Below are 18,190 nucleotides of genomic sequence, written 5' to 3' on the forward strand. Positions count from 1 at the left end.
ACCCCTACAACAGCCGTTTTGCAAAAGCGGGTTCCTCCATATTCCCCTCCCCACACACCACCCAAACGAACTGATTTGCACAATCATTTTGCATAGCATTACAAAGGCCTGTGTCTTCACAGGCCTTTGTTTAAAAGATATTTTTAGCTCGTTATTTCGTTTGCTATCATTTCGGCTTGTTTCAAAACCGTCTCGGTTGCTAACAGTTGCATATCTGGCGGATAGCCGTATTTTCTCAATATTCTTTTCACCGCTACTTTCAATTTGGCTTTTACGCTCTCCTTGATGGTCCAGTCGATAGAGGCGTTTTGCCTGATGGTTTCGGTCAGCACGACGGCAAGTTCTTTTAGTCTGTCCTGTTGCATGAGTTCTTTTGCGCTGTCGTTGTTGGCTACTGCCGTATAAAAAGCATATTCAAAGTCGGTCAAGCCCATGTGCTTAGCTTCATTGTCCGTTTCCACAATTTCCTTACTCAGCTTGATGAGTTCGTCCATTACTTCGGCTGCCGTCAGAATTTTGTTATGGTATTTCCTAATAGAATTTTCAAGCATTTCTAAAAACGACCTGCTTTTCACTAAGTTCTGTTTGGCTCTGGATTTTATTTCATCATTCAAAAGTTTTTTCAACACTTCTAAAGCTACATTTTTATGCTCCATTCCTTTTAGTTCTTTCAAAAACTCTTCGGATAAAATGGAAATATCGGGCTTCTTAATGCCTGCCGCATCAAAAACATCTATTACTTTTTCAGAAACCAATGCCCTGTCGATTACTTGGCGGATTGTCGTTTCGATTTCTTCGTCTGTTCTGCCAGTGCCAGTTACGTCAAACTTTGCTAACCTTGCTTTTACTGCCTGAAAAAAAGAAACTTCGTCTTTTACGTCCATGGCTTGCTCATGCGGCGTGGCAATGGCAAAGGCTTTTGACAAGGCGGTTACTTCGTTGATGTAACGTTTCTTTCCATCGTCCAAACCTAAAATGTGTTCTTCGGCGGCAAGTATCAACGACAATTTTTGGGAAGTGTCGGCCTCAAAAAAAGTTTCGTAAGGGAAACCATGATACATCTGAGAAACAACTTCTAATTTCTCCAACATCAACCCTACGGCTTGCTCTTGCAAATTGGTGGGGTCGCCTTTGCCGCCTGCATCCGAATAAAATGCCAATGCTTTTTTCAGGTCTGCCGCAATGCCCAAATAATCTACCACCAAACCACCTGGTTTGTCTTTGTACACGCGGTTTACCCTTGCGATGGCCTGCATCAAATTATGCCCTTTCATGGGTTTGTCAATGTAAAGTGTGTGCATACTTGGCGCGTCAAAACCCGTAAGCCACATATCCCGCACGATGACCAACTGTAACTCGTCGTCAGGATTTTTCATTCGTTCGGCCAATATTCTCCGTTGTTCTTTGGTGGTATGATGTTTGGAAATGGTCGGGCCATCCGAAGAAACCGAAGTCATTACTACTTTTATCACGCCTTTCGTCAAATCTTCCGAATGCCATTCGGGTTTCAGGTTGATAATTGCCTGATACAAATCTGCCGCGATTCGGCGGCTCATGCTCACAATCATGCCTTTGCCTTCAAACACTTCCTGACGTTGGCCGAAGTGTGTTACTATATCTTTGGCAATAGCCGCCACGCGATTTTCACTACCCACCAAGGCTTCTAACTGCGTCCATTTGGCTTTGGCTTTTTGGGTATCGGTCAAATCTTCTTGTGCCAGTTCCTCGTCCAACTCCTCAGCTAATCGTTTGCCTTCTTCGCTCAGATTCACTTTTGCCAAGCGACTTTCGTAAAAAATACGAACCGTTGCGCCATCTTCAACGGCTTGGGCTATATCGTAAATGTCCACGTAGTTGCCAAAAACCGCTGGGGTGTTTACGTCTGAGCTTTCGATGGGCGTTCCCGTAAAGCCGACATAAGTCGCATTCGGCAGCGCATCTCGCATATATTTTGCAAAACCATAGACGATTTTCTTGCCAATTACATTGCCCTTTTCGTCTTTTTCATCAATGGTTTTTGCTCTAAAACCATATTGCGTTCGGTGTGCTTCGTCGGCGACAACAACAATGTTTTTTCGGTCAGAAAGTTGTTCGTACACATTGCCTTCTTCTGGTTGAAACTTTTGCACGGTGGCAAACACCACACCACCCGACGAGACCTTTAATAATTCCTTTAGATGATTTCTATTTTCTGCCTGAACGGGTTCTTGTCTCAACAATTGTTTGGAGGCGGCGAAAGTATCAAAAAGTTGGTCGTCCAAATCGTTGCGGTCTGTAATGACCAAAATAGTTGGGTTTTCCAGCGTCAGGACGATTTTCCCCGTATAAAAAACCATTGACAACGATTTTCCGCTGCCTTGTGTGTGCCAAATCACGCCGCCTTTTCTATCGCCGATGGGTTGATTCTGTACGCTGGGCACTCGGTCGTTTCCTGCAAATTCCGTATGCAAAGAGGTATCAAACCCCGACGCCCGCAACGTTGATTCTACGGCTTTGTTTACGGCATAGTATTGATGATAATTGGCTAATTTCTTTACCGTCGAAATGGTGGTAATGCCTGTGGCGGCATCTTGTTTTTTCGATTTCTCAAAAACAATAAAATGCCTGATTAAATCTATCAAGGTTTTTTTATTGAGCATTCCTTGAATCAGTGTTTCTAACTGGCTCACCAAATGCGAGGCTTCGGCTTTTCCGTCTGCCGATTTCCAAGCCATAAAACGACTTAAACCCGCCGAAATAGAACCTACTTTCGCTTCCAAGCCGTCGGAAATAATCACAAAAGCATTGTAAGTAAAAAGACTTGGGATAATGGCTTTGTAGGTTTCTACTTGCTTGAAAGCCGAATGAATGGTGGTGTTTTCGTCGGCGGCGTTTTTCAACTCCATCACCACCAACGGAATACCATTGACAAACAGCATCACATCAGGCCGTTTGTTGTGGCCGTTTTCTATAATCGTAAACTGATTGACTACCACAAATTCGTTGTTGTGCGGATTTTTAAAATCGATGAGCCAAACGCTGTCGCCTCTGTCGTCGCCGTCTATGCGTTTGGAAACGGGAACGCCTTCGGTGAGCAGCCGATGAAATGTTTCGTTGTTGGTCAGCAGTTCGGGCGAAGCGATGCGCTGAATCGTTTTGACGGCCTCCGCCTGTGCGTCGGCTGGAATGCTGGGATTGAGCCTTTTTATGGCGTTTTGCAGCCTGCCCAACAACAGCACTTGTTCAAAACTTTCTCTTTCTGTACTTTCTGCGTTGGCGGCAAAGGGCGCAATGTCGGAGCCGTACAGATAAGTATAGCCGAGTTTTTCGAGTAATTCAATGGCGAAGGTTTCAATAAGATTTTCGGTGATTCGTGTCATGACATATAAAATTTATCTTCCGACCATTTCACGGGATTCTGAATGATGTATTCCGAAATGTTGTGATAGGCTCGTTCGTCGCGTATGATGTGGTCGTGGTAACGTGGTTGCCATGCAAAATTGGCATGCAAAAGGCGCGCATTTTTGGTTACCCCAATTTTAAATCCACGAATAATGGAGGCCAAATTTTGGGATTGTGGCCCAAATTTGTTTTGGGTTTGGGTTTCGGTGGGTGATGGTGGTGCAAATTTTTGCGTCTGTTCCCGAACCACCGCAATATTTTGCGCCTCTACATTCAAATCGGTTTCCGTTTTATCAATAATAACAATCCCGTGCACATGATTGGGCATGACAACAAACGCCCCCAATTTTACAAACGGAAAATGTTGGGGGATTTCCGCCCAACATTTATGCGCAATTTCGCCAATGTCCGATAACACCATTTTCCCGTCCAACACCTTGCCAAACCAGTTGATTCGGTCTTGGGTGCAAATGGTAACAAAATAGGCGGCGTTCCAACCATAATCCCAAAAATAGGCACGGGCGGAAGCAATACGATATTTGTTGTTGAATTTATCCATTTGTAATTGGTGGTTGTAAATATTGTTTGTGGACGGGTAAATGTGGTAATGTGGTAGAGACGCAAAATTTTGCGTCTCTACGGCCATCCAAACCGTCGTTGGGATGGCCACCCGCGTTGCGAACATCCCCACACCACAACGACCACAACGTATAAAAACGCCCGACACACATCCCCTGCCCCTACACGACCCGAACCTCCCCACTCATCAACTTCGGCAACAACGTATCCCGTAAGGACGTAAGCGTGCGGATTTGGGTTTGATTCGCATATTTCTTTTTCCAATAACTATAAACTATGGTTGTAAAAATTTCAACAAGGTCTTTTGGCGGCAATTTAAATTCAGGTCTTTGTAAGCCATCAATCGCAAGCATATTAACAGTAGAACCATTTGTCGCAGCTATTATTTGTTCCCGAACAGATGATGTCATCAATAAATAGTAAAGAAATTCATTTGATAGATAAGAATCTTCTATAGGAATAAGCTTATATATGTGCTGGCTGAAGAGTCCTTTTAATCCATAGTAATCAGGAACAATTGCAGGGAAACCAATTAATCTAAATTCATGCCCTTGCTCTGTATTTGTTACAATTATGTCACCTGTATTTACCAAATGTCTTTCCTTGTACTCACCTTTATAAAATTTAATTCCTTCATATTTGTATCCACCCCCCTCGTAAACAGAATTTAAATTATGCATTGGCAATCCAACACCAATTTCAGAAAGACCACTTCCTTTATAACTCAAGCCGCGAAAAACTTCAGTATGATTTTCTAATGTGGTTTCCTCCCACTCCTCCTTTGCTTCCTCCACAAACCACTGCCTAAAAAGCGTTTCGGCCATTTGTTCTAAGGTGGCGTTTTGGCGGTGCAGCAGGTCTATTTTGTCGTCCAAACTGCTAAGCACCGAGGCAATGGCCGTTTGTTCTGGGTATTCAACCCAAGGAATTTCTGTTTTTAAAATTAATTCAGGGCTTAGATTGGGTTGCCCACTTCCAGCCCCTGTATTAAAAAGATAGTCTTGATATTTATTTGTTGTTAATATGTAATAAAGATAATCCTTATTTACGTTAACTTCATCACATAAAAACTTCCCAACTCGTTGATTAAGAAAGGCTTTGTCTCCGTTTCTTAATTTTAATTTTCCTACTCTTCCTACACTACCCTGACCAGTCATTGCAATAAGGACATCATTATTACTCAGTAGAAACCTTTTTGTTCTATCGTTAATCAATTCTTCGGATATACGGTCTCCATTTGAGTCAACTGTGACAACACGATTTTGTATGTTACCTATTTTAATTAAAGGGATACCTTTATTTGAATAATCTGAGCTTTTAAATGCAAAACCAGATAAAAAACTACAACCAATCTCATTGAGTGGTTTTTCTATAATCTCACTCATTGATTTTAATTTTTAAAAGGTTGGCAGCAATAATTTCGTTGAGTTGGGCTTCCTCTTTGAGTTGTGCTTCAAGTGTTGTTTTTAGCTCCGCGAAACGTTCCGCAAAATTAAAATCGTCCTCTTCGTCGGGCAGCCCCACATATCGGCCTGGGGTCAGTACAAAGTCCAATTCGGCTACTTTGGCCAAGGGCGCCGCCGCACAAAAACCTGCAATATCTTGGTAGTCAGCGTCTGGGTTTCGCCACGCGTGGTAAGTCCCCGCGATTTTATCAATGTCTTCTTTGGAAAGTTCGCGGGTGCGGCGGTTGATTAAGTGCCCCAAGTTGCGGGCATCAATAAACAAAATCTCTTTGCTGCGGTCTCTATCACCACCCCGCTCTTTGGGCACCTCTCCGTTAGAAGGGATTTTTTTCGTGCGGGTGCGGCTCATAAACCACAGAGCCGCAGGGATTTGCGTGTTCAGAAACAGTTTGGCGGGCAGGTTCACGATGCAATCAATCAGGCCATTTTCGACCAATGCTTTTCGGATGTCGCCTTCGCCAGAGGTTTTGGAGGTCAAAGCCCCTTTCGCCAACACAACCCCCGCTCGCCCGTTGGGTGATAGGTGATAAATGAAATGCTGAAGCCATGCAAAATTGGCGTTGCCTGTGGGCGGTGTGCCGTATTGCCAGCGTCCGTCGGTTCGCATCAGCTCGCCGCCCCAATCGCTGACGTTAAACGGCGGATTGGCAATGATATAATCGGCTTTCAGGTCTTTGTGTGCGTCGTTCAAAAAAGAACCTTCGTTGTTCCATTTCACCTGCGAGCTGTCGATGCCCCGAATGGCCAAGTTCATTTTGGCCAATCGCCACGTGGTTTGGTTGCTTTCTTGCCCGTAAATGGAAATGTCGTTTAGTTGTCCTTGGTGGTCGGCCACGAATTTTTCGGATTGTACAAACATCCCCCCAGAGCCGCAGCACGGGTCAAATACGCGTCCTTTGTAAGGCTCTAACATTTCCACCAACAATTCTACTACGCTTCTTGGCGTGTAAAACTGTCCGCCTTTTTTGCCTTCGGCCAAGGCAAACTCGCCCAAAAAATACTCAAATACGTGTCCGAGCACATCGGCACTTCTGGCTTTGGCATCTCCCAACGCAATCGTCCCGACAAGGTCGATGAGTTCGCCCAAGCTGGTGGGGTCGAGGTTTTGGCGTGCAAACACTTTCGGCAAAACGCCTTTCAGCGAAGCATTTTCTTTTTCGATGGCGTCCATGGCATCGTCCACCAATTTCCCGATTTCGGGTTGTTTGGCGTTGGCCTGCAAGTAGTTCCAGCGGGCATCCTGCGGCACAAAAAATACATTTTCGGCTTTGTATTCGTCTTTGTCTTCGGGGTCTGCGCCGTTTGCTTCCTCCGCTTTGAGCCGTGCATGCAACTCTTCGAAAGCATCAGAAATGTATTTGAGGAAAATCAACCCCAACACAATGTGCTTGTATTCGGCAGCATCTATGTTTTTGCGGAGTTTGTCCGCTGTTTTCCAAAGTTGTTTTTCGAGCGGTTCTTCGGTTGTCGCTTTTTGTTTTGCCATGCTGTTTTCTTAAAAATTTAATTGTTTTTAGCCCGCTAATGTATGTTTTTAATGCCAATTATCGGTATTGGGCACGGCGAAAAAATAGTCTGTGTTCTCGCAGGCTATGATACTTTCTGATACGATATGATACGATTTAATATAAATTGATCCGATTTACTCAATCTTACCCCATAACTGTATTTTAAAAACTTATAGCTTTTTTCTGTTAAATTGTGCCATTAACACACTCCCCGACCCTATGGCAAATTCAGCACTTTTCCGCAGCCTTAGCGCAAGCACGCAAGCGCAATGCACCGCGCACGGCCTGCAACTCCACACGGCAGAAGCCACCGTAAACATTAGCGTTTACACGCCCGAAATTATCCGTGTTTGCATCGAGCAAAACACCGAAACGGACTTTTCATATTCCGTCATTATTCCGCCACAAAATCCTGATTTTGAAATAATTGAACAAGAAAACCATTGGCAAATTAGTACCGCCAAACTGCGTTTGGAAGTGGGCAAATCGCCTGTGCGTTTTCGTTTTTTTGATAAAAATAATGCGTTGCTCAACGAAGATGATGCCGCTTTCGGGACGGGTTGGCTCGGCGAAGAAGTGGTTACTTACAAAAAATTGCAGCCTTATGAGCGTTTTTTGGGTTTGGGAGAAAAAACAGGCAACCAAGACAAACGCGGACGCGCGTACACCAACTGGAACACCGATAGTTTCGCCTACGGCGCAGAAAGCGACCCACTTTACCAAACGTTGCCGTTTTATATTGGCGTGCACAGTGGCTTGTCCTACGGGATTTTTATGGATAGCACTTATCGTTCTTGGTACAATTTCGGGGCTTCTAATAATCGTTTTGCTTCGTTTGCCGCGCAAGCGGGTCGCATGAATTATTATTTCATCCACGACACGACGATTAAAGGAATTATTGCGGCTTATACGCAACTGACAGGCCGCGCCGAATTGCCGCCGCGCTGGAGTTTGGGGCTGCAACAATGCCGATACAGCTATTATCCCGACGTGGAGGTACAGCGCATCGCCGACACGTTCCGACAAAAGCAAATTCCAGCCGATGCCCTGTACTTGGACATTCACTATATGCAAGATTATAAGGTGTTTACGTGGCACGGCGAGCGTTTTTCTTCTCCCCAAAAACTCACGCAACATTTAGCAGAACAAGGCTTTGAAGTGGTCGTGATTACTGACCCAGGCATCAAGATAGAAGACGGCTACACGCCGTACGAAGAAGGCAAAGCGCAAGGGCTTTTCTTACAATACCCCGACGGCGAAAACTACGCGGCTTGCGTATGGCCAGGTTGGTGTCATTTTCCTGATTTCACGAATCCTGCGGCGCGTGCGTGGTGGGCAAATTCTATGCAAACACTTACAGAACAAGGCGTTACGGGATTCTGGACGGACATGAACGAGCCAGCCTCTTGGGGACAAGCTACGCCCGATTTGGTGGAGTTTGACTACGAAGGCCAGCGCACCAGCCACAAACAAGGCCACAACGCCTACGGCCTACAAATGACACGCGCCACTTACGAAGGCGCACGCCAACATTTGCCTGAAAAACGCCCTTTTGTACTCACGCGGGCAGGTTATGCGGGCGTGCAACGCTACGCAGCTGTTTGGACAGGCGATAACATTGCTTCCGACGAACATTTGTTGGTTGGCGTGCGCCTGCTGATGAGCATGGGACTTGCGGGCGTGTCGTTCACGGGGACGGACATCGGCGGTTTTGTGGGCGAGGCTTCCAAAAATTTGTTTGCGCGGTGGATTTCGGTGGCAGCTTTTACGGCTTATTTCCGCATCCATACCATGATAGACAACCGCCAAACCGATGCGTGGTCTTTCGGGGAACGCACCGAAGCCATTGCCCGCAACTACATTAACCTTCGCTATAAATTGTTGCCGTATCTGTACGCGATGTTTTGGGAAAATAGCCAAACGGGTTTGCCTGTGGTGCGGAGTTTGGCCATTGAGCACAGCCACGACGAAAAAATATATCTATTTGATTATCAGAACCAATTCATGTGCGGCGAAAGCCTTTTGATTTGTCCAACGGAAAGTTACCAGCGGTTTTGTAAAGTGTATTTGCCCGCCAATGCAGGCGGTTGGTACGACTTTTATAACGGCAAACATTGGGCAGCCGAACAAGAAATTATCATAGAATGTCCAGTAGAGCGGCTACCCGTTTTTGTGAAAGCGGGCGGTATGTTGCTTGCCCAAAACGCAACACAACACACCAAACAAAAGCCCCAGCCCGTTTTGCATTTGCATTTGTACAGAGGTGCGGCCACGCAAGAGTTGGTTTGGTACGAGGACGACGGCACAAGTTACGGCTACGCCAACGGCGATTTTTACAAGCGTGTTATTCGCTTTTCCCCAACCGAAAGAAAACTAAAAATCGAGGCCGTAGAAGGGAATTATATTTCTGATTATCAGGAAATTAAAATACATCTGCACGATTTCGGGAAAGTGGATGGCGTGCGCCACACCACAGGCCAAACGCCTACGCACCGCGAGCATTTCGGATGGATGGACACTTTGCCCAACTTTGACCCCTTCGTAGGTGCGCCACCAGCCGCCGAAACCAGTATTTGCCACACGGCCACCATCGCCAACACTGCGGAAATGATAACGCTGGAGTGGTAACATTGTATACAAGCCGAAACAGTTAATAGTCTATCACAATAAAATTTGATAGCACTACGCCGTTTCGCAAAATGCTGTAATCCTGCGTTTCCTGTCCGTTTTCAAAGATTTTGCAATAATTATAATCGCCCATATCTACATTAATGGCGCGACTGGCTTTATAATTTTTTTGGAGATATTCGGCCAACTCATACAACGAAAGTTGCATTTCAAACGAGTCAAAAATATGCGTATTTCCGTCTTTGGTCTGAAAAATAACCCTGCGGCGCGTTTGCGTTTGTTGCGCTTGTTTTTCTACACAAATACTGTCGTTGTACAAAATCAAATGCGACTGAACCGCCGAAGCATTTTCGTGTTTGAGCAGTTCCACAAATTTCAGATAATCCGAAATATTATCTTTGATATTTAGCGTATTAAAACCATAATTTAGGTCTCTGATATTGAAAATATGAAGCCTATTTTCTTTGTCTATGAGCAAAAGCCCATCCCATTTCTGAATACACGGATTTACAATATCGCCTTTGTCCACTGCCAAGCCCGCAGGCAAATCGTAAGGCGAAGTATAAGTACCCGAAATTACAATGCGTTTGCTGGCTGGCGGCAGCGTTTCCAGCAAAGTTTTAGAAGATTCTTTTTCTTGATTAAAAAGCAATTCTGCATTGCTAATGGTATCCGATTTGGTCGAAAAAATAATATTTTTATCTTTAAATACGGCAGTACGATAAGGCAAATTTTCCAAATAATTTGGCAAACATTCTTTTAGAAAATATTGGTAATCTTCGGGAATAGTTTGGCCATTAATTAAGTGCAAATATTGTTCTTTGGTGGGTAAAGAATTAGGATTTTGTGCTTTTACAAATTCAAAAAAATGGATTTGAGATTGATATACGTTTTCGCTACTATTCAAATCCTGCAAAAAGGCATTCAGATTTTCCGCAAAATTACCTGATATTTTGCCCAATGTATGCGGCATTGGCGCAGGTGTATTGCTTATTTCTTTTTTTATATTCGATTGATTTTGATAAATAATAATTCCAACCGAAAAGAGCAAGCAAGCCCCCAACAAAATAACGATATATTGTTTTTTATTTTTGGCCATTTTTAGTTTTTATTTGTAATAAACTATCAAATTGGTAGCCGCCGAAATATCCACTGGGCCACGTACAGCAGGCCACAAATTACCGCGTTCGTTAAACACATTCAGAATGTCATAAGACCCTGTATCAAGGTTCATAATTCCCAATACTTTAAACTCACGTTTGGCAATAATATTAAAAATTTCTTGCGTAATAGAGGCCAAATCGTAAGAGGCCGTAATATTAAAAATGGCGTGTACTTTATTGCCTTTTTTGTCTTCAAACAACGCCAACAAACGTCTTTCACGCTGCGCATTCGAGGATTTGGACGGATTAATCAGAATGGAATCATTACTGGCCAACAAATGCGTTTGGAACACGGTTGCGTTATGGTCTTTGCACCATTTCAGTAGCTGCGAATAAGCCGCCAAACTCTCGAAAGGAGTATCCAAAATATCGCCGTTTGGCAATTTTATTTTATTGGCTTTCAGGTTAATGGCCTGCACGCTATTTCCCGAAAAAACGGCCAACCCGTGCCTATCGTGCAGCAATACAGCATTAATTAATTTGCCATTTTCGAGCGTAAAACCGTCGGGCTTTTTGCTGCCGCCAAAATTGGTGGTATAACCGCCCGTAGTGGCCAACACTACGCGGTGTTGATTTTTGAAGCTACGGAACTGATTTACAGCAGATGACGCAAAATATTGTACTTTGATTCGGGGCGCACGCATCCAAATAGAATGGCCAATGGAATGGTTGGAAGACTTATCTTTCAGGTTAAAAATCTCGACCAAATGCTCTGATTTATAGCCTGTTGGGTAAAAACTTTTCGACCAAATTTGTTTGAAATTAGGCCGCGCCTCCGACGAAACAGGGCTTGGATTACAGTCTGTCGTAAATTTTAAAATAACTAAAATAATAGCCGCTAATACGCTTATTTTTTTAAAAAAAGTAGGGATATTAACAAAAATAATTCCCAGCAATACGGCTACAATTCCCCAAACAAATATGCCCAAGCCACAAACAAAAGATTTGATACTTTGTTGGAAACGGTCTATCACATAATTAAATTTTCCTTGCTTAATATTGGCAATTATTTTTTTACTGCTGCTTTCTTCAAACGAAACTAAAACTTTATTCTTTTTGAGTCGCTTTAAATACGTTACGTTAATAGAATCTGTGGGGTTAAATTTACTTTTTCGGTGATTTTGTTCTATTACTTCGGCTACTTTACTCAAAATATAATAACCAACTATTTGATAAGCCTCATTAGTATTTAATTTGAAATAGTAGTTATTATCCAAACTTGGCTGGCTCGGATTGCTTAGTTTTTTAGACGTGCTTAAATACGCTTCTCCTATCGAAATTTTTTTGTCGAGTTGCGCGAGCGTTACGGGATATTGTTTCAGAAATTCGTCGGCCAAATGATACAAAAATATATCACCGTCTTGTTTGCCGTTGGCATCTCTTAGCGATTTCCAAACAATATACCTATCTTCTTGTATGCGAGGAAAATCCGTAAAAGCAACCGTTTCTAAATATTGATTATACGGAAAATTGGCTAAAAAAACTTGTAGATTTTGGTCTCGGTGCTGGCTCACATAAGCCTGCATATCAAAGCCAAAAACACTAAAATCAAGGAAAATAAACAAAAAAAGTAGCAGTTTTTTCATACGCAATCTATTATTCAGTTATGGCAATCATTGCCCCAAAATCTTGTACAGTTTGTGGTCTTTTCAAATCCAATAAATACATTTCAGAAATGGCACCGTCCAGATAAAGTGCGTTATCACATTTCAATATTTCTTTAAACAAACTGGCAAAATCATAGAAATTTACCACCTCATTAGAAATCGCAAAAACAACTTCGCCATTTTTATTGATTCCCACGCCACTGCGCACAAAAACATTGGTTGAGCTTTTGGTAAAATGGGAGTTTATTTGACCATTTGTTACCAACATTGGCCCCGATTGTGTGGCATATAGCACGCCTTTTTTATGTTTTTCAAATTCGGTAGAAGGCACAACTTTTGCCTGCTTTTTGGTGATTAGAAAAACGCCATTGGGCTGCATATAAAAATTTCCGTAGCCTTTTGCGGCAAGGTCGATGGGCACTAATTCTTTTTTGTTTTCGATGTACAAACCTTGCGGCGAATTGTCGGGCATATACATTCCCGCATTGGTGGAAAACACTAATTTTTTGCCCTTCACTTCCACATATTTTTTCAGCGTTTCGATGTTTTTTAGCTTCTCGCCTTGCGCATTTTTCCAATACATTTTTATCGTTTGTTTGGAAAAATCTACCGTATAAGTATCAAAAGTATGTTGGTTAAATGAAACGTGATTCGCTTTTTTGTTAGCAACGGCTGTCTTTGTTTTTTGCGTTTTGGCACTTTGCCCCATTACACAAAAAGCCACCGTGATAGGCAAGCTCAAAAGCAAAACAATTGCCGTTATTTTTTGGAGTTTTTTCATTCGTTTCAATAGTTTTAATTCAGAAAGCCCCAATAACACTATTCACCCTTACTCATGGCACTAAGGCAACGGTTGATGCGGGCGGCCAGTTCGTAGTCGGACGCTTCCAAGATAAACTCATCAGAAACAGGACAATAGCGCATAAATTCCGTGAGGTCGTCGCCCGAAAGTCCCGTTTGTTCGGCCACTACCTCGCGGTTGTAACGCGCTGTAATATAGCGTTCTATCGCTCGGCGTGCCACCAAATCTTTGAGTTTGCGTTGTTGGCGCGGGCGGCTGCCAAACTGCTCGTACAAAAAAGACAATGGGCTGGAAATAGTCGGCGCAATGCGCACATCACCGCGCTCAATCATTTCCCTTCGCCAATCTTGCTCGGCGGCATATTCGGGGCGCACGGTCAGTGGCCTGTATCGCTTGCGCAATTTGGGTGCGGAAACCGTAACAGGCGCAAGTTCATAGCTTTTGGGTGTGAGGCGCAAATCTATATAATAATTGCCATGTTTTTCGGGGTCTTTTTGGTAAAGAAAATCCACGTAACCGATGGCCGTAATGCGCAACGTATCTTTGGCACTAATTACAGTAGTGTAATAACCTGCTGTATCTGAGGCTATTACTTTTTTGGTGCGCGAGTTGGTCAGGTACGCATAGGCAATAGGTTTGCCGCTGGTTGCATCTAAGATTTTGCCCGCGATACGCACATAAAATTCATGATTGGGAGGCGTTTTGAACACTTGCGCCATAGCCGACGAGGCCAAGCCCGCCAACAGCCCAACGACTACAAAACAAAACAGGTAATTTTTACGATTCATTTACCAAATAATTTCGGGTGTGTTTGGTTCTTCTAACGCTTGAATATGGTTAAAATTTTTATTCAAAAGAAAAGCCAAAATACAAGCCACAAGTAATCAGTATTTTACAAAATCACTTTTAACAAAGATTAACAATTTAGGGCAAAAAAGAAACGGCAACACACCACGAAAGTATGTTGCCGCTCGCGTGCCCTACGCAAAGCCTTCTTAATCATAGGTTTGGCTTTGGCGCGAAGAAACATCCAACATATTTTGGTATTCTTTCGGCGAAATATCGTTGTAGTAAAAGTTTACGGGATTAATTTTTTGCCCGCCTTTAATCACTTCATAGTGCAAGTGCGGCCCTGTGGACTTGCCCGTACTGCCCACCAAACCAATCACGTCGCCGCGATTAATTCGCTGGCCTACACGCACTTTTACTTTGCTCATGTGGCCGTAAAGCGTTTGATAACCGTAGCCGTGATTAATCACCACACATTGCCCGTAGCCCGCCAAATGCTTGCCATAGCCCGCCACCGAAACTACGCCTTTGCCTGTGGCATAAATTTTAGAACCTGTTTTTGCGCCAAAGTCCATGCCCGAATGGAATTTGGGGGTTTTGTAAACGGGGTCGATGCGGCCACCAAAACCCGCCAACATATTAATATCGCTATTGCGCACGGGCTGAATGGCAGGCAAACAAGCCAACATTTTTTGTTTGTTTTTGACCAAACCCGTGATTTCGTCATAGGATTTGGCTTGTACATAAAGCTGTTTTTTGAGTTTATCGGCACGCGCAAACGTATTGATAATCAACTCTTGTTGTTCCAAACCTTTATCCAAAAGGTCTTTGTAGTGATTCGCTCCCCCAATGCCCGCACCGCGCACGGCGGCAGGAATTGGGTCTGCTTCAAAAATGACTCTATAAATATTGTCGTCGCGGGTTTGGAGCGATGCCAACACTTCCTGCGACTTATTCAATTCTTTGCCCAGCAACTCATAATAAAATTTGAGTTCTTCGTTTTCTTTGCGCAAAGCAGCTTCCCTACCCGATTCAAAAAAACGACTACCAAACCAGTACGCGCCAGCTCCCGCCAATGCCGCCAAGATGATAAAAGCACTGATATTGAACAATATATCCCACGCGCTCGTGCGAACTTTTTCGTAAGTACAGGTATGTGTATTATAATAGTATTTAATTTTGGCCATTTGTCTATTAGAAATAATATTACAAAAAGATATAGGTTTCTAAGAGTGTGCTTTCATGGATAACTCATTGATAATGAGCTTCAAAAATGAGCCTGCAATTTAAAGAAATAATCTAAGCCTGCCAACAAATTGTAACTTTTTCGTGTTTTTGTGGCGTTTTTTATTCTAATACTCTTTTCTTATTAAACAGCGCAACACCCAAGCCAAATTCTGCACCATCTGCTTTGGCAAAGTGCGTGCGCAAGTTGCAACTCAAATAAAAGTTGGGCGTAGCGTAATACTTCAGGCCCAGACGCTGATAGGCAAACGGATTCAAAGGCAATTTTTTATAGACATACACACAGAATTGGGTCATGAGCGAAACACGGCCAAAATACAGTTCGTGCCCAGCCAACAGGCTCACGCGCGTAATGTCCACGTTTTTGTACGTGGAATCGTAAAGCAAGCGTTTTTCTTCTTCAAGGGTTTTGTTATAAATAACGTCTGCGCCCACTTGCCAAGCCGAACGCCTGCTGTGCCGATACGAGGCGTAGGCTTCGAGCGTATAGAAAAAGAATTTTTTGCCCGTCACGGGATAGGTTTCTTTGCGGCCAAAATGAGTGGACAACTGCCCTTCCCAACCATAATGCACAGGCATCAGGGTCAGAGAGTCTGGCGGCAAAAAATGCGTTGGTTTGGCTCTTTCGCCTTTGCGCAGCCCGACACTGAGCGTCGGAATATTAACGCCGCTGTTTGGCATTTTGCTTGAACCGTTGGAATAGTGCGTAAACATAAAACCATATTGCAAAAACCAGTCTGCCGCAAGGCGATGCTTATACATGATGCCCAGTTGCACGGCTGCCGTATGAAAAGAGCCAATCGCTTGGTTGGTGTGATTGGTTTCTTTGTTAAAATGCGTAGAATGGAATCCCGTCCCAATGGCAAGTCGGTAGGTGAAATGGCGTTTTTTGTCTAGATGCCTATCTATAAAAGTAAGCACCGAATAGGCACGCCCCAACACTTTGGGTTGGCGCATGTCCACGTATAGTGCCGTAAAACCTACATCAGGAAAACGGTATATTTTGTGCCAAGATTTTTTGCCCGAAAGCGGCAGCATATAATCGGCCTGAATAGCAAACGGATGACTCACAGACAAATGTTTTACGGGCGGATTTTGGGCGAAAATCATGCCATAATGGCCATATACACGCCACGACGAAGCTACGCCTTGCGCCTGTATATGAGATACAAAGCCAAGACATAAAAAACTGATAAGCAGACAAAAACGTACAAAAGATAAATGTTTCATCAATGCGCAATGAGTTTAGTAATCAAAACAAAACGCGCAAATATACGGCAGATAAGCAAAAAGAAATCTTATTGTTTGTCGTTTTTCTGAGCAAATATTTTGTAGAAAACCCAGCCCATGCCCAACAACAAATGGAGCATGACGATACAGAAAATAATTACTTCTATGGACATGACGAGTTAGTTTAAGATTGTGCGTAAAAACATAGCGGCAAAGCTATTGTAGCCTTGCCGCTAAAGAAATGACATAAATCAGCGATTCTTTGAATCAAAAGGAAGTGCTATGGTGAAGGCACAAACTACGGAAAAGATATTCGCAAGAATTTGGTTTTATAGCCGAATATTTTTTCTAATTCTGCTTAACGACGACTGCGTAATACCCAAATATGAGGCCAAATATGAAAGAGGAATACGATTCGCAAGCTTAGGAAACTTCTCGAAAAACGAAAGATAACGTTCTTTCGCATCTTCCACCATCATCGGACTTATTTTATTCACTTTTTCGGCCAACGCTTTCGCTGTAATTTTCGCAATAATATTATCCCATTCAATAATAGTCATTGACAGTTCGGTCATGGCGTCTTTTGAAAATGAGATATATTTACAGTCTATAATCGCTTGAATATATTCGGTAGCAGGCGTATTTTGGTTATAGTTATTGATATCGGCAATAAAGTTATTTTCATCAAAAAAATATTTGGTTACTTCATCGCCTTTGTTGTTAAAATAACAAATTCTCATAATTCCGTCTGTCAGAAAAATGATTTCACGTGGGATTTTTCCTGCTTCAAGAACATAGTCGTCTTTCTTCGTTTCCTTGTATATCGCTTTGGCTTTGATTAAGTCAATTTGCTGATGATTCAAGTTGCTAAATTGTAACAAATAATTGATGAGTGCTTCCATATTTTTACTTCATTTGACTTAATATCATTTTATCAAACATTTTATCTGATAAAATTCTTCTCATAAACAATATTGGTCTGACCATATCACCGCCAACATATCTTGCTTTAGGTTGCTTCGCCTCAATGCCTTTTTTGATAAGTTTTGCAATTACAATTGGTTCGACGGCGTTCATGGACGAATATGTTTTGGCTATGCTTTTTGCTAAGTTTTGGTAGGGCGTATTTCCAGAAACACGCATTAAATCAGCAGCTCCTATTTCAATCATTTCTGATTTTGTGGCACCAGGTTCAATTACGATTACATCAATACCAAATTGTTTTACTTCTACACGAAGGCAGTCGCTCAGGCCTTCAATAGCATGTTTACTTGCATGATACCAACTTCCCATTGGAAAATATACTTTACCACCAACAGAGGATAGATTTACTATTTTCCCAAATTTATTTTCACGCATTTGGGGCAGTACTAATTGAATAAGACGAGCCGTACCAAACAAATTAATATCTATCAGGTTTCTAGCCTCCTGCATTGGCACATCTTCCAAAGCACCATAAGAACCTAAACCTGCACTGTTGACCAAAATATCAATACAACCCACCTCGCTGATGATTTGGCTGACGCAAGCCTTCAGACTTTCCTCATTGGTAACATCTAAACTCATCGGTTTAATACCATAAGGTATCAAATCTTGCATTTTTTCTAATCTGCGTGCTGCTCCATAAACATAGTAGCCATTTTGCGCCAAATAGATTGCCGTAGCCTTTCCTATGCCTGCCGAAGCTCCTGTTACTAACGCTGTCTTTTTCATTTTTTTATAATTTAGAAGTGAAATAATAAGACAAAGGTGACGCAACAAAAACTATAATCTTTTGCCATTTGGCAAAAAG

Annotated in this window: 14 protein-coding genes; 2 read left to right on the plus strand and 12 right to left on the minus strand. The window is 42.9% G+C overall.

All coding sequences use genetic code 11. The features are described from left to right. Nucleotides 1–143: 143 nt before the first annotated feature. The 4 genes from BM090_RS01775 to BM090_RS01790 all read right to left on the minus strand — a co-directional run bounded on the left by BM090_RS01775 (nucleotide 144) and on the right by BM090_RS01790 (nucleotide 6,912). A complete protein-coding gene (locus BM090_RS01775) occupies nucleotides 144–3,359 on the minus strand; it encodes a type I restriction endonuclease subunit R (RefSeq protein WP_091506314.1) in 3,216 nt (1,071 codons plus the stop codon). Further along, complete coding sequence (locus BM090_RS01780) at nucleotides 3,356–3,940, minus strand: transposase (RefSeq protein WP_091507797.1); 585 nt, start codon at nucleotides 3,938–3,940, stop codon at nucleotides 3,356–3,358. The genes BM090_RS01775 and BM090_RS01780 overlap by 4 nt, the downstream gene beginning before the upstream one ends. Before the next feature lie 181 nt (nucleotides 3,941–4,121). After that, nucleotides 4,122–5,345: a restriction endonuclease subunit S gene (locus BM090_RS01785; RefSeq protein WP_091506317.1), complete on the minus strand. Its 1,224-nt coding sequence runs from the start codon at nucleotides 5,343–5,345 to the stop codon at nucleotides 4,122–4,124. After that, a complete protein-coding gene (locus BM090_RS01790; protein WP_091506321.1) occupies nucleotides 5,338–6,912 on the minus strand; it encodes a type I restriction-modification system subunit M in 1,575 nt (524 codons plus the stop codon). Before BM090_RS01790 ends, BM090_RS01785 begins: the two co-directional genes overlap by 8 nt. Before the next feature lie 241 nt (nucleotides 6,913–7,153). Here BM090_RS01790 and BM090_RS01795 point away from each other — a divergent pair, with 241 nt between their 5' ends. Next, nucleotides 7,154–9,562 (plus strand): glycoside hydrolase family 31 protein, encoded by a 2,409-nt coding sequence (locus BM090_RS01795; protein WP_091506324.1) that lies wholly within the window; start codon nucleotides 7,154–7,156, stop codon nucleotides 9,560–9,562. 22 nt (nucleotides 9,563–9,584) lie between these two features. Here BM090_RS01795 and BM090_RS01800 read toward each other — a convergent pair whose 3' ends face one another. The 6 genes from BM090_RS01800 to BM090_RS01825 all read right to left on the minus strand — a co-directional run bounded on the left by BM090_RS01800 (nucleotide 9,585) and on the right by BM090_RS01825 (nucleotide 16,398). Further along, entirely contained in the window at nucleotides 9,585–10,661 is a 1,077-nt protein-coding gene (locus BM090_RS01800; protein WP_091506327.1) for a hypothetical protein, read from the minus strand. 9 nt (nucleotides 10,662–10,670) lie between these two features. Beyond that, nucleotides 10,671–12,311: a hypothetical protein gene (locus BM090_RS01805; protein WP_091506331.1), complete on the minus strand. Its 1,641-nt coding sequence runs from the start codon at nucleotides 12,309–12,311 to the stop codon at nucleotides 10,671–10,673. A gap of 10 nt (nucleotides 12,312–12,321) precedes the next feature. Beyond that, on the minus strand, nucleotides 12,322–13,113 hold the full coding sequence (locus BM090_RS01810; RefSeq protein WP_245756667.1) for a phosphodiester glycosidase family protein: 792 nt from the start codon (nucleotides 13,111–13,113) through the stop codon (nucleotides 12,322–12,324). A 38-nt stretch (nucleotides 13,114–13,151) separates the two neighbouring features. After that, on the minus strand, nucleotides 13,152–13,922 hold the full coding sequence (locus BM090_RS01815; RefSeq protein WP_091506334.1) for a peptidase associated/transthyretin-like domain-containing protein: 771 nt from the start codon (nucleotides 13,920–13,922) through the stop codon (nucleotides 13,152–13,154). A gap of 207 nt (nucleotides 13,923–14,129) precedes the next feature. After that, the gene (locus tag BM090_RS01820) at nucleotides 14,130–15,110 is read right to left on the minus strand and encodes a M23 family metallopeptidase (RefSeq protein ID WP_091506336.1); all 981 of its coding nucleotides are present in this window, start codon (nucleotides 15,108–15,110) and stop codon (nucleotides 14,130–14,132) included. A 160-nt stretch (nucleotides 15,111–15,270) separates the two neighbouring features. Then, the gene (locus BM090_RS01825) at nucleotides 15,271–16,398 is read right to left on the minus strand and encodes an acyloxyacyl hydrolase (RefSeq protein ID WP_091506338.1); all 1,128 of its coding nucleotides are present in this window, start codon (nucleotides 16,396–16,398) and stop codon (nucleotides 15,271–15,273) included. Between the two features lie 2 nt (nucleotides 16,399–16,400). Between BM090_RS01825 and BM090_RS18660 the strand changes: the two genes are divergently transcribed. After that, on the plus strand, nucleotides 16,401–16,586 hold the full coding sequence (locus tag BM090_RS18660; protein ID WP_091506340.1) for a hypothetical protein: 186 nt from the start codon (nucleotides 16,401–16,403) through the stop codon (nucleotides 16,584–16,586). A 141-nt stretch (nucleotides 16,587–16,727) separates the two neighbouring features. Here the strand turns inward: BM090_RS18660 and BM090_RS01835 are convergent, their stop codons facing one another. Next, the gene (locus BM090_RS01835) at nucleotides 16,728–17,300 is read right to left on the minus strand and encodes a Crp/Fnr family transcriptional regulator (protein ID WP_091506342.1); all 573 of its coding nucleotides are present in this window, start codon (nucleotides 17,298–17,300) and stop codon (nucleotides 16,728–16,730) included. Nucleotides 17,301–17,304: 4 nt separating this feature from the next. Continuing rightward, nucleotides 17,305–18,111 carry an oxidoreductase gene (locus BM090_RS01840; RefSeq protein WP_091506344.1) on the minus strand — a complete coding sequence of 269 codons (807 nt, stop codon included), beginning with the start codon at nucleotides 18,109–18,111 and terminating at the stop codon, nucleotides 17,305–17,307. Nucleotides 18,112–18,190 lie beyond the last annotated feature (79 nt).

This window comes from Flexibacter flexilis DSM 6793, assembly GCF_900112255.1.
GTDB lineage: Bacteria > Bacteroidota > Bacteroidia > Cytophagales > Flexibacteraceae > Flexibacter > Flexibacter flexilis.

Excerpts from the sequence above, each read along its gene's own strand:
- BM090_RS01775 (WP_091506314.1), bottom strand. The coding sequence starts at position 3,359 with ATGACACGAATCACCGAAAATCTTATTGAAACCTTCGCCATTGAATTA.
- BM090_RS01780 (WP_091507797.1), bottom strand. The coding sequence starts at position 3,940 with ATGGATAAATTCAACAACAAATATCGTATTGCTTCCGCCCGTGCCTAT.
- BM090_RS01785 (WP_091506317.1), bottom strand. The coding sequence starts at position 5,345 with ATGAGTGAGATTATAGAAAAACCACTCAATGAGATTGGTTGTAGTTTT.
- BM090_RS01790 (WP_091506321.1), bottom strand. The coding sequence starts at position 6,912 with ATGGCAAAACAAAAAGCGACAACCGAAGAACCGCTCGAAAAACAACTT.
- BM090_RS01795 (WP_091506324.1), top strand. The coding sequence starts at position 7,154 with ATGGCAAATTCAGCACTTTTCCGCAGCCTTAGCGCAAGCACGCAAGCG.
- BM090_RS01800 (WP_091506327.1), bottom strand. The coding sequence starts at position 10,661 with ATGGCCAAAAATAAAAAACAATATATCGTTATTTTGTTGGGGGCTTGC.
- BM090_RS01805 (WP_091506331.1), bottom strand. The coding sequence starts at position 12,311 with ATGAAAAAACTGCTACTTTTTTTGTTTATTTTCCTTGATTTTAGTGTT.
- BM090_RS01810 (WP_245756667.1), bottom strand. The coding sequence starts at position 13,113 with ATGAAAAAACTCCAAAAAATAACGGCAATTGTTTTGCTTTTGAGCTTG.
- BM090_RS01815 (WP_091506334.1), bottom strand. The coding sequence starts at position 13,922 with ATGAATCGTAAAAATTACCTGTTTTGTTTTGTAGTCGTTGGGCTGTTG.
- BM090_RS01820 (WP_091506336.1), bottom strand. The coding sequence starts at position 15,110 with ATGGCCAAAATTAAATACTATTATAATACACATACCTGTACTTACGAA.
- BM090_RS01825 (WP_091506338.1), bottom strand. The coding sequence starts at position 16,398 with ATGAAACATTTATCTTTTGTACGTTTTTGTCTGCTTATCAGTTTTTTA.
- BM090_RS18660 (WP_091506340.1), top strand. The coding sequence starts at position 16,401 with ATGCGCAATGAGTTTAGTAATCAAAACAAAACGCGCAAATATACGGCA.
- BM090_RS01835 (WP_091506342.1), bottom strand. The coding sequence starts at position 17,300 with ATGGAAGCACTCATCAATTATTTGTTACAATTTAGCAACTTGAATCAT.
- BM090_RS01840 (WP_091506344.1), bottom strand. The coding sequence starts at position 18,111 with ATGAAAAAGACAGCGTTAGTAACAGGAGCTTCGGCAGGCATAGGAAAG.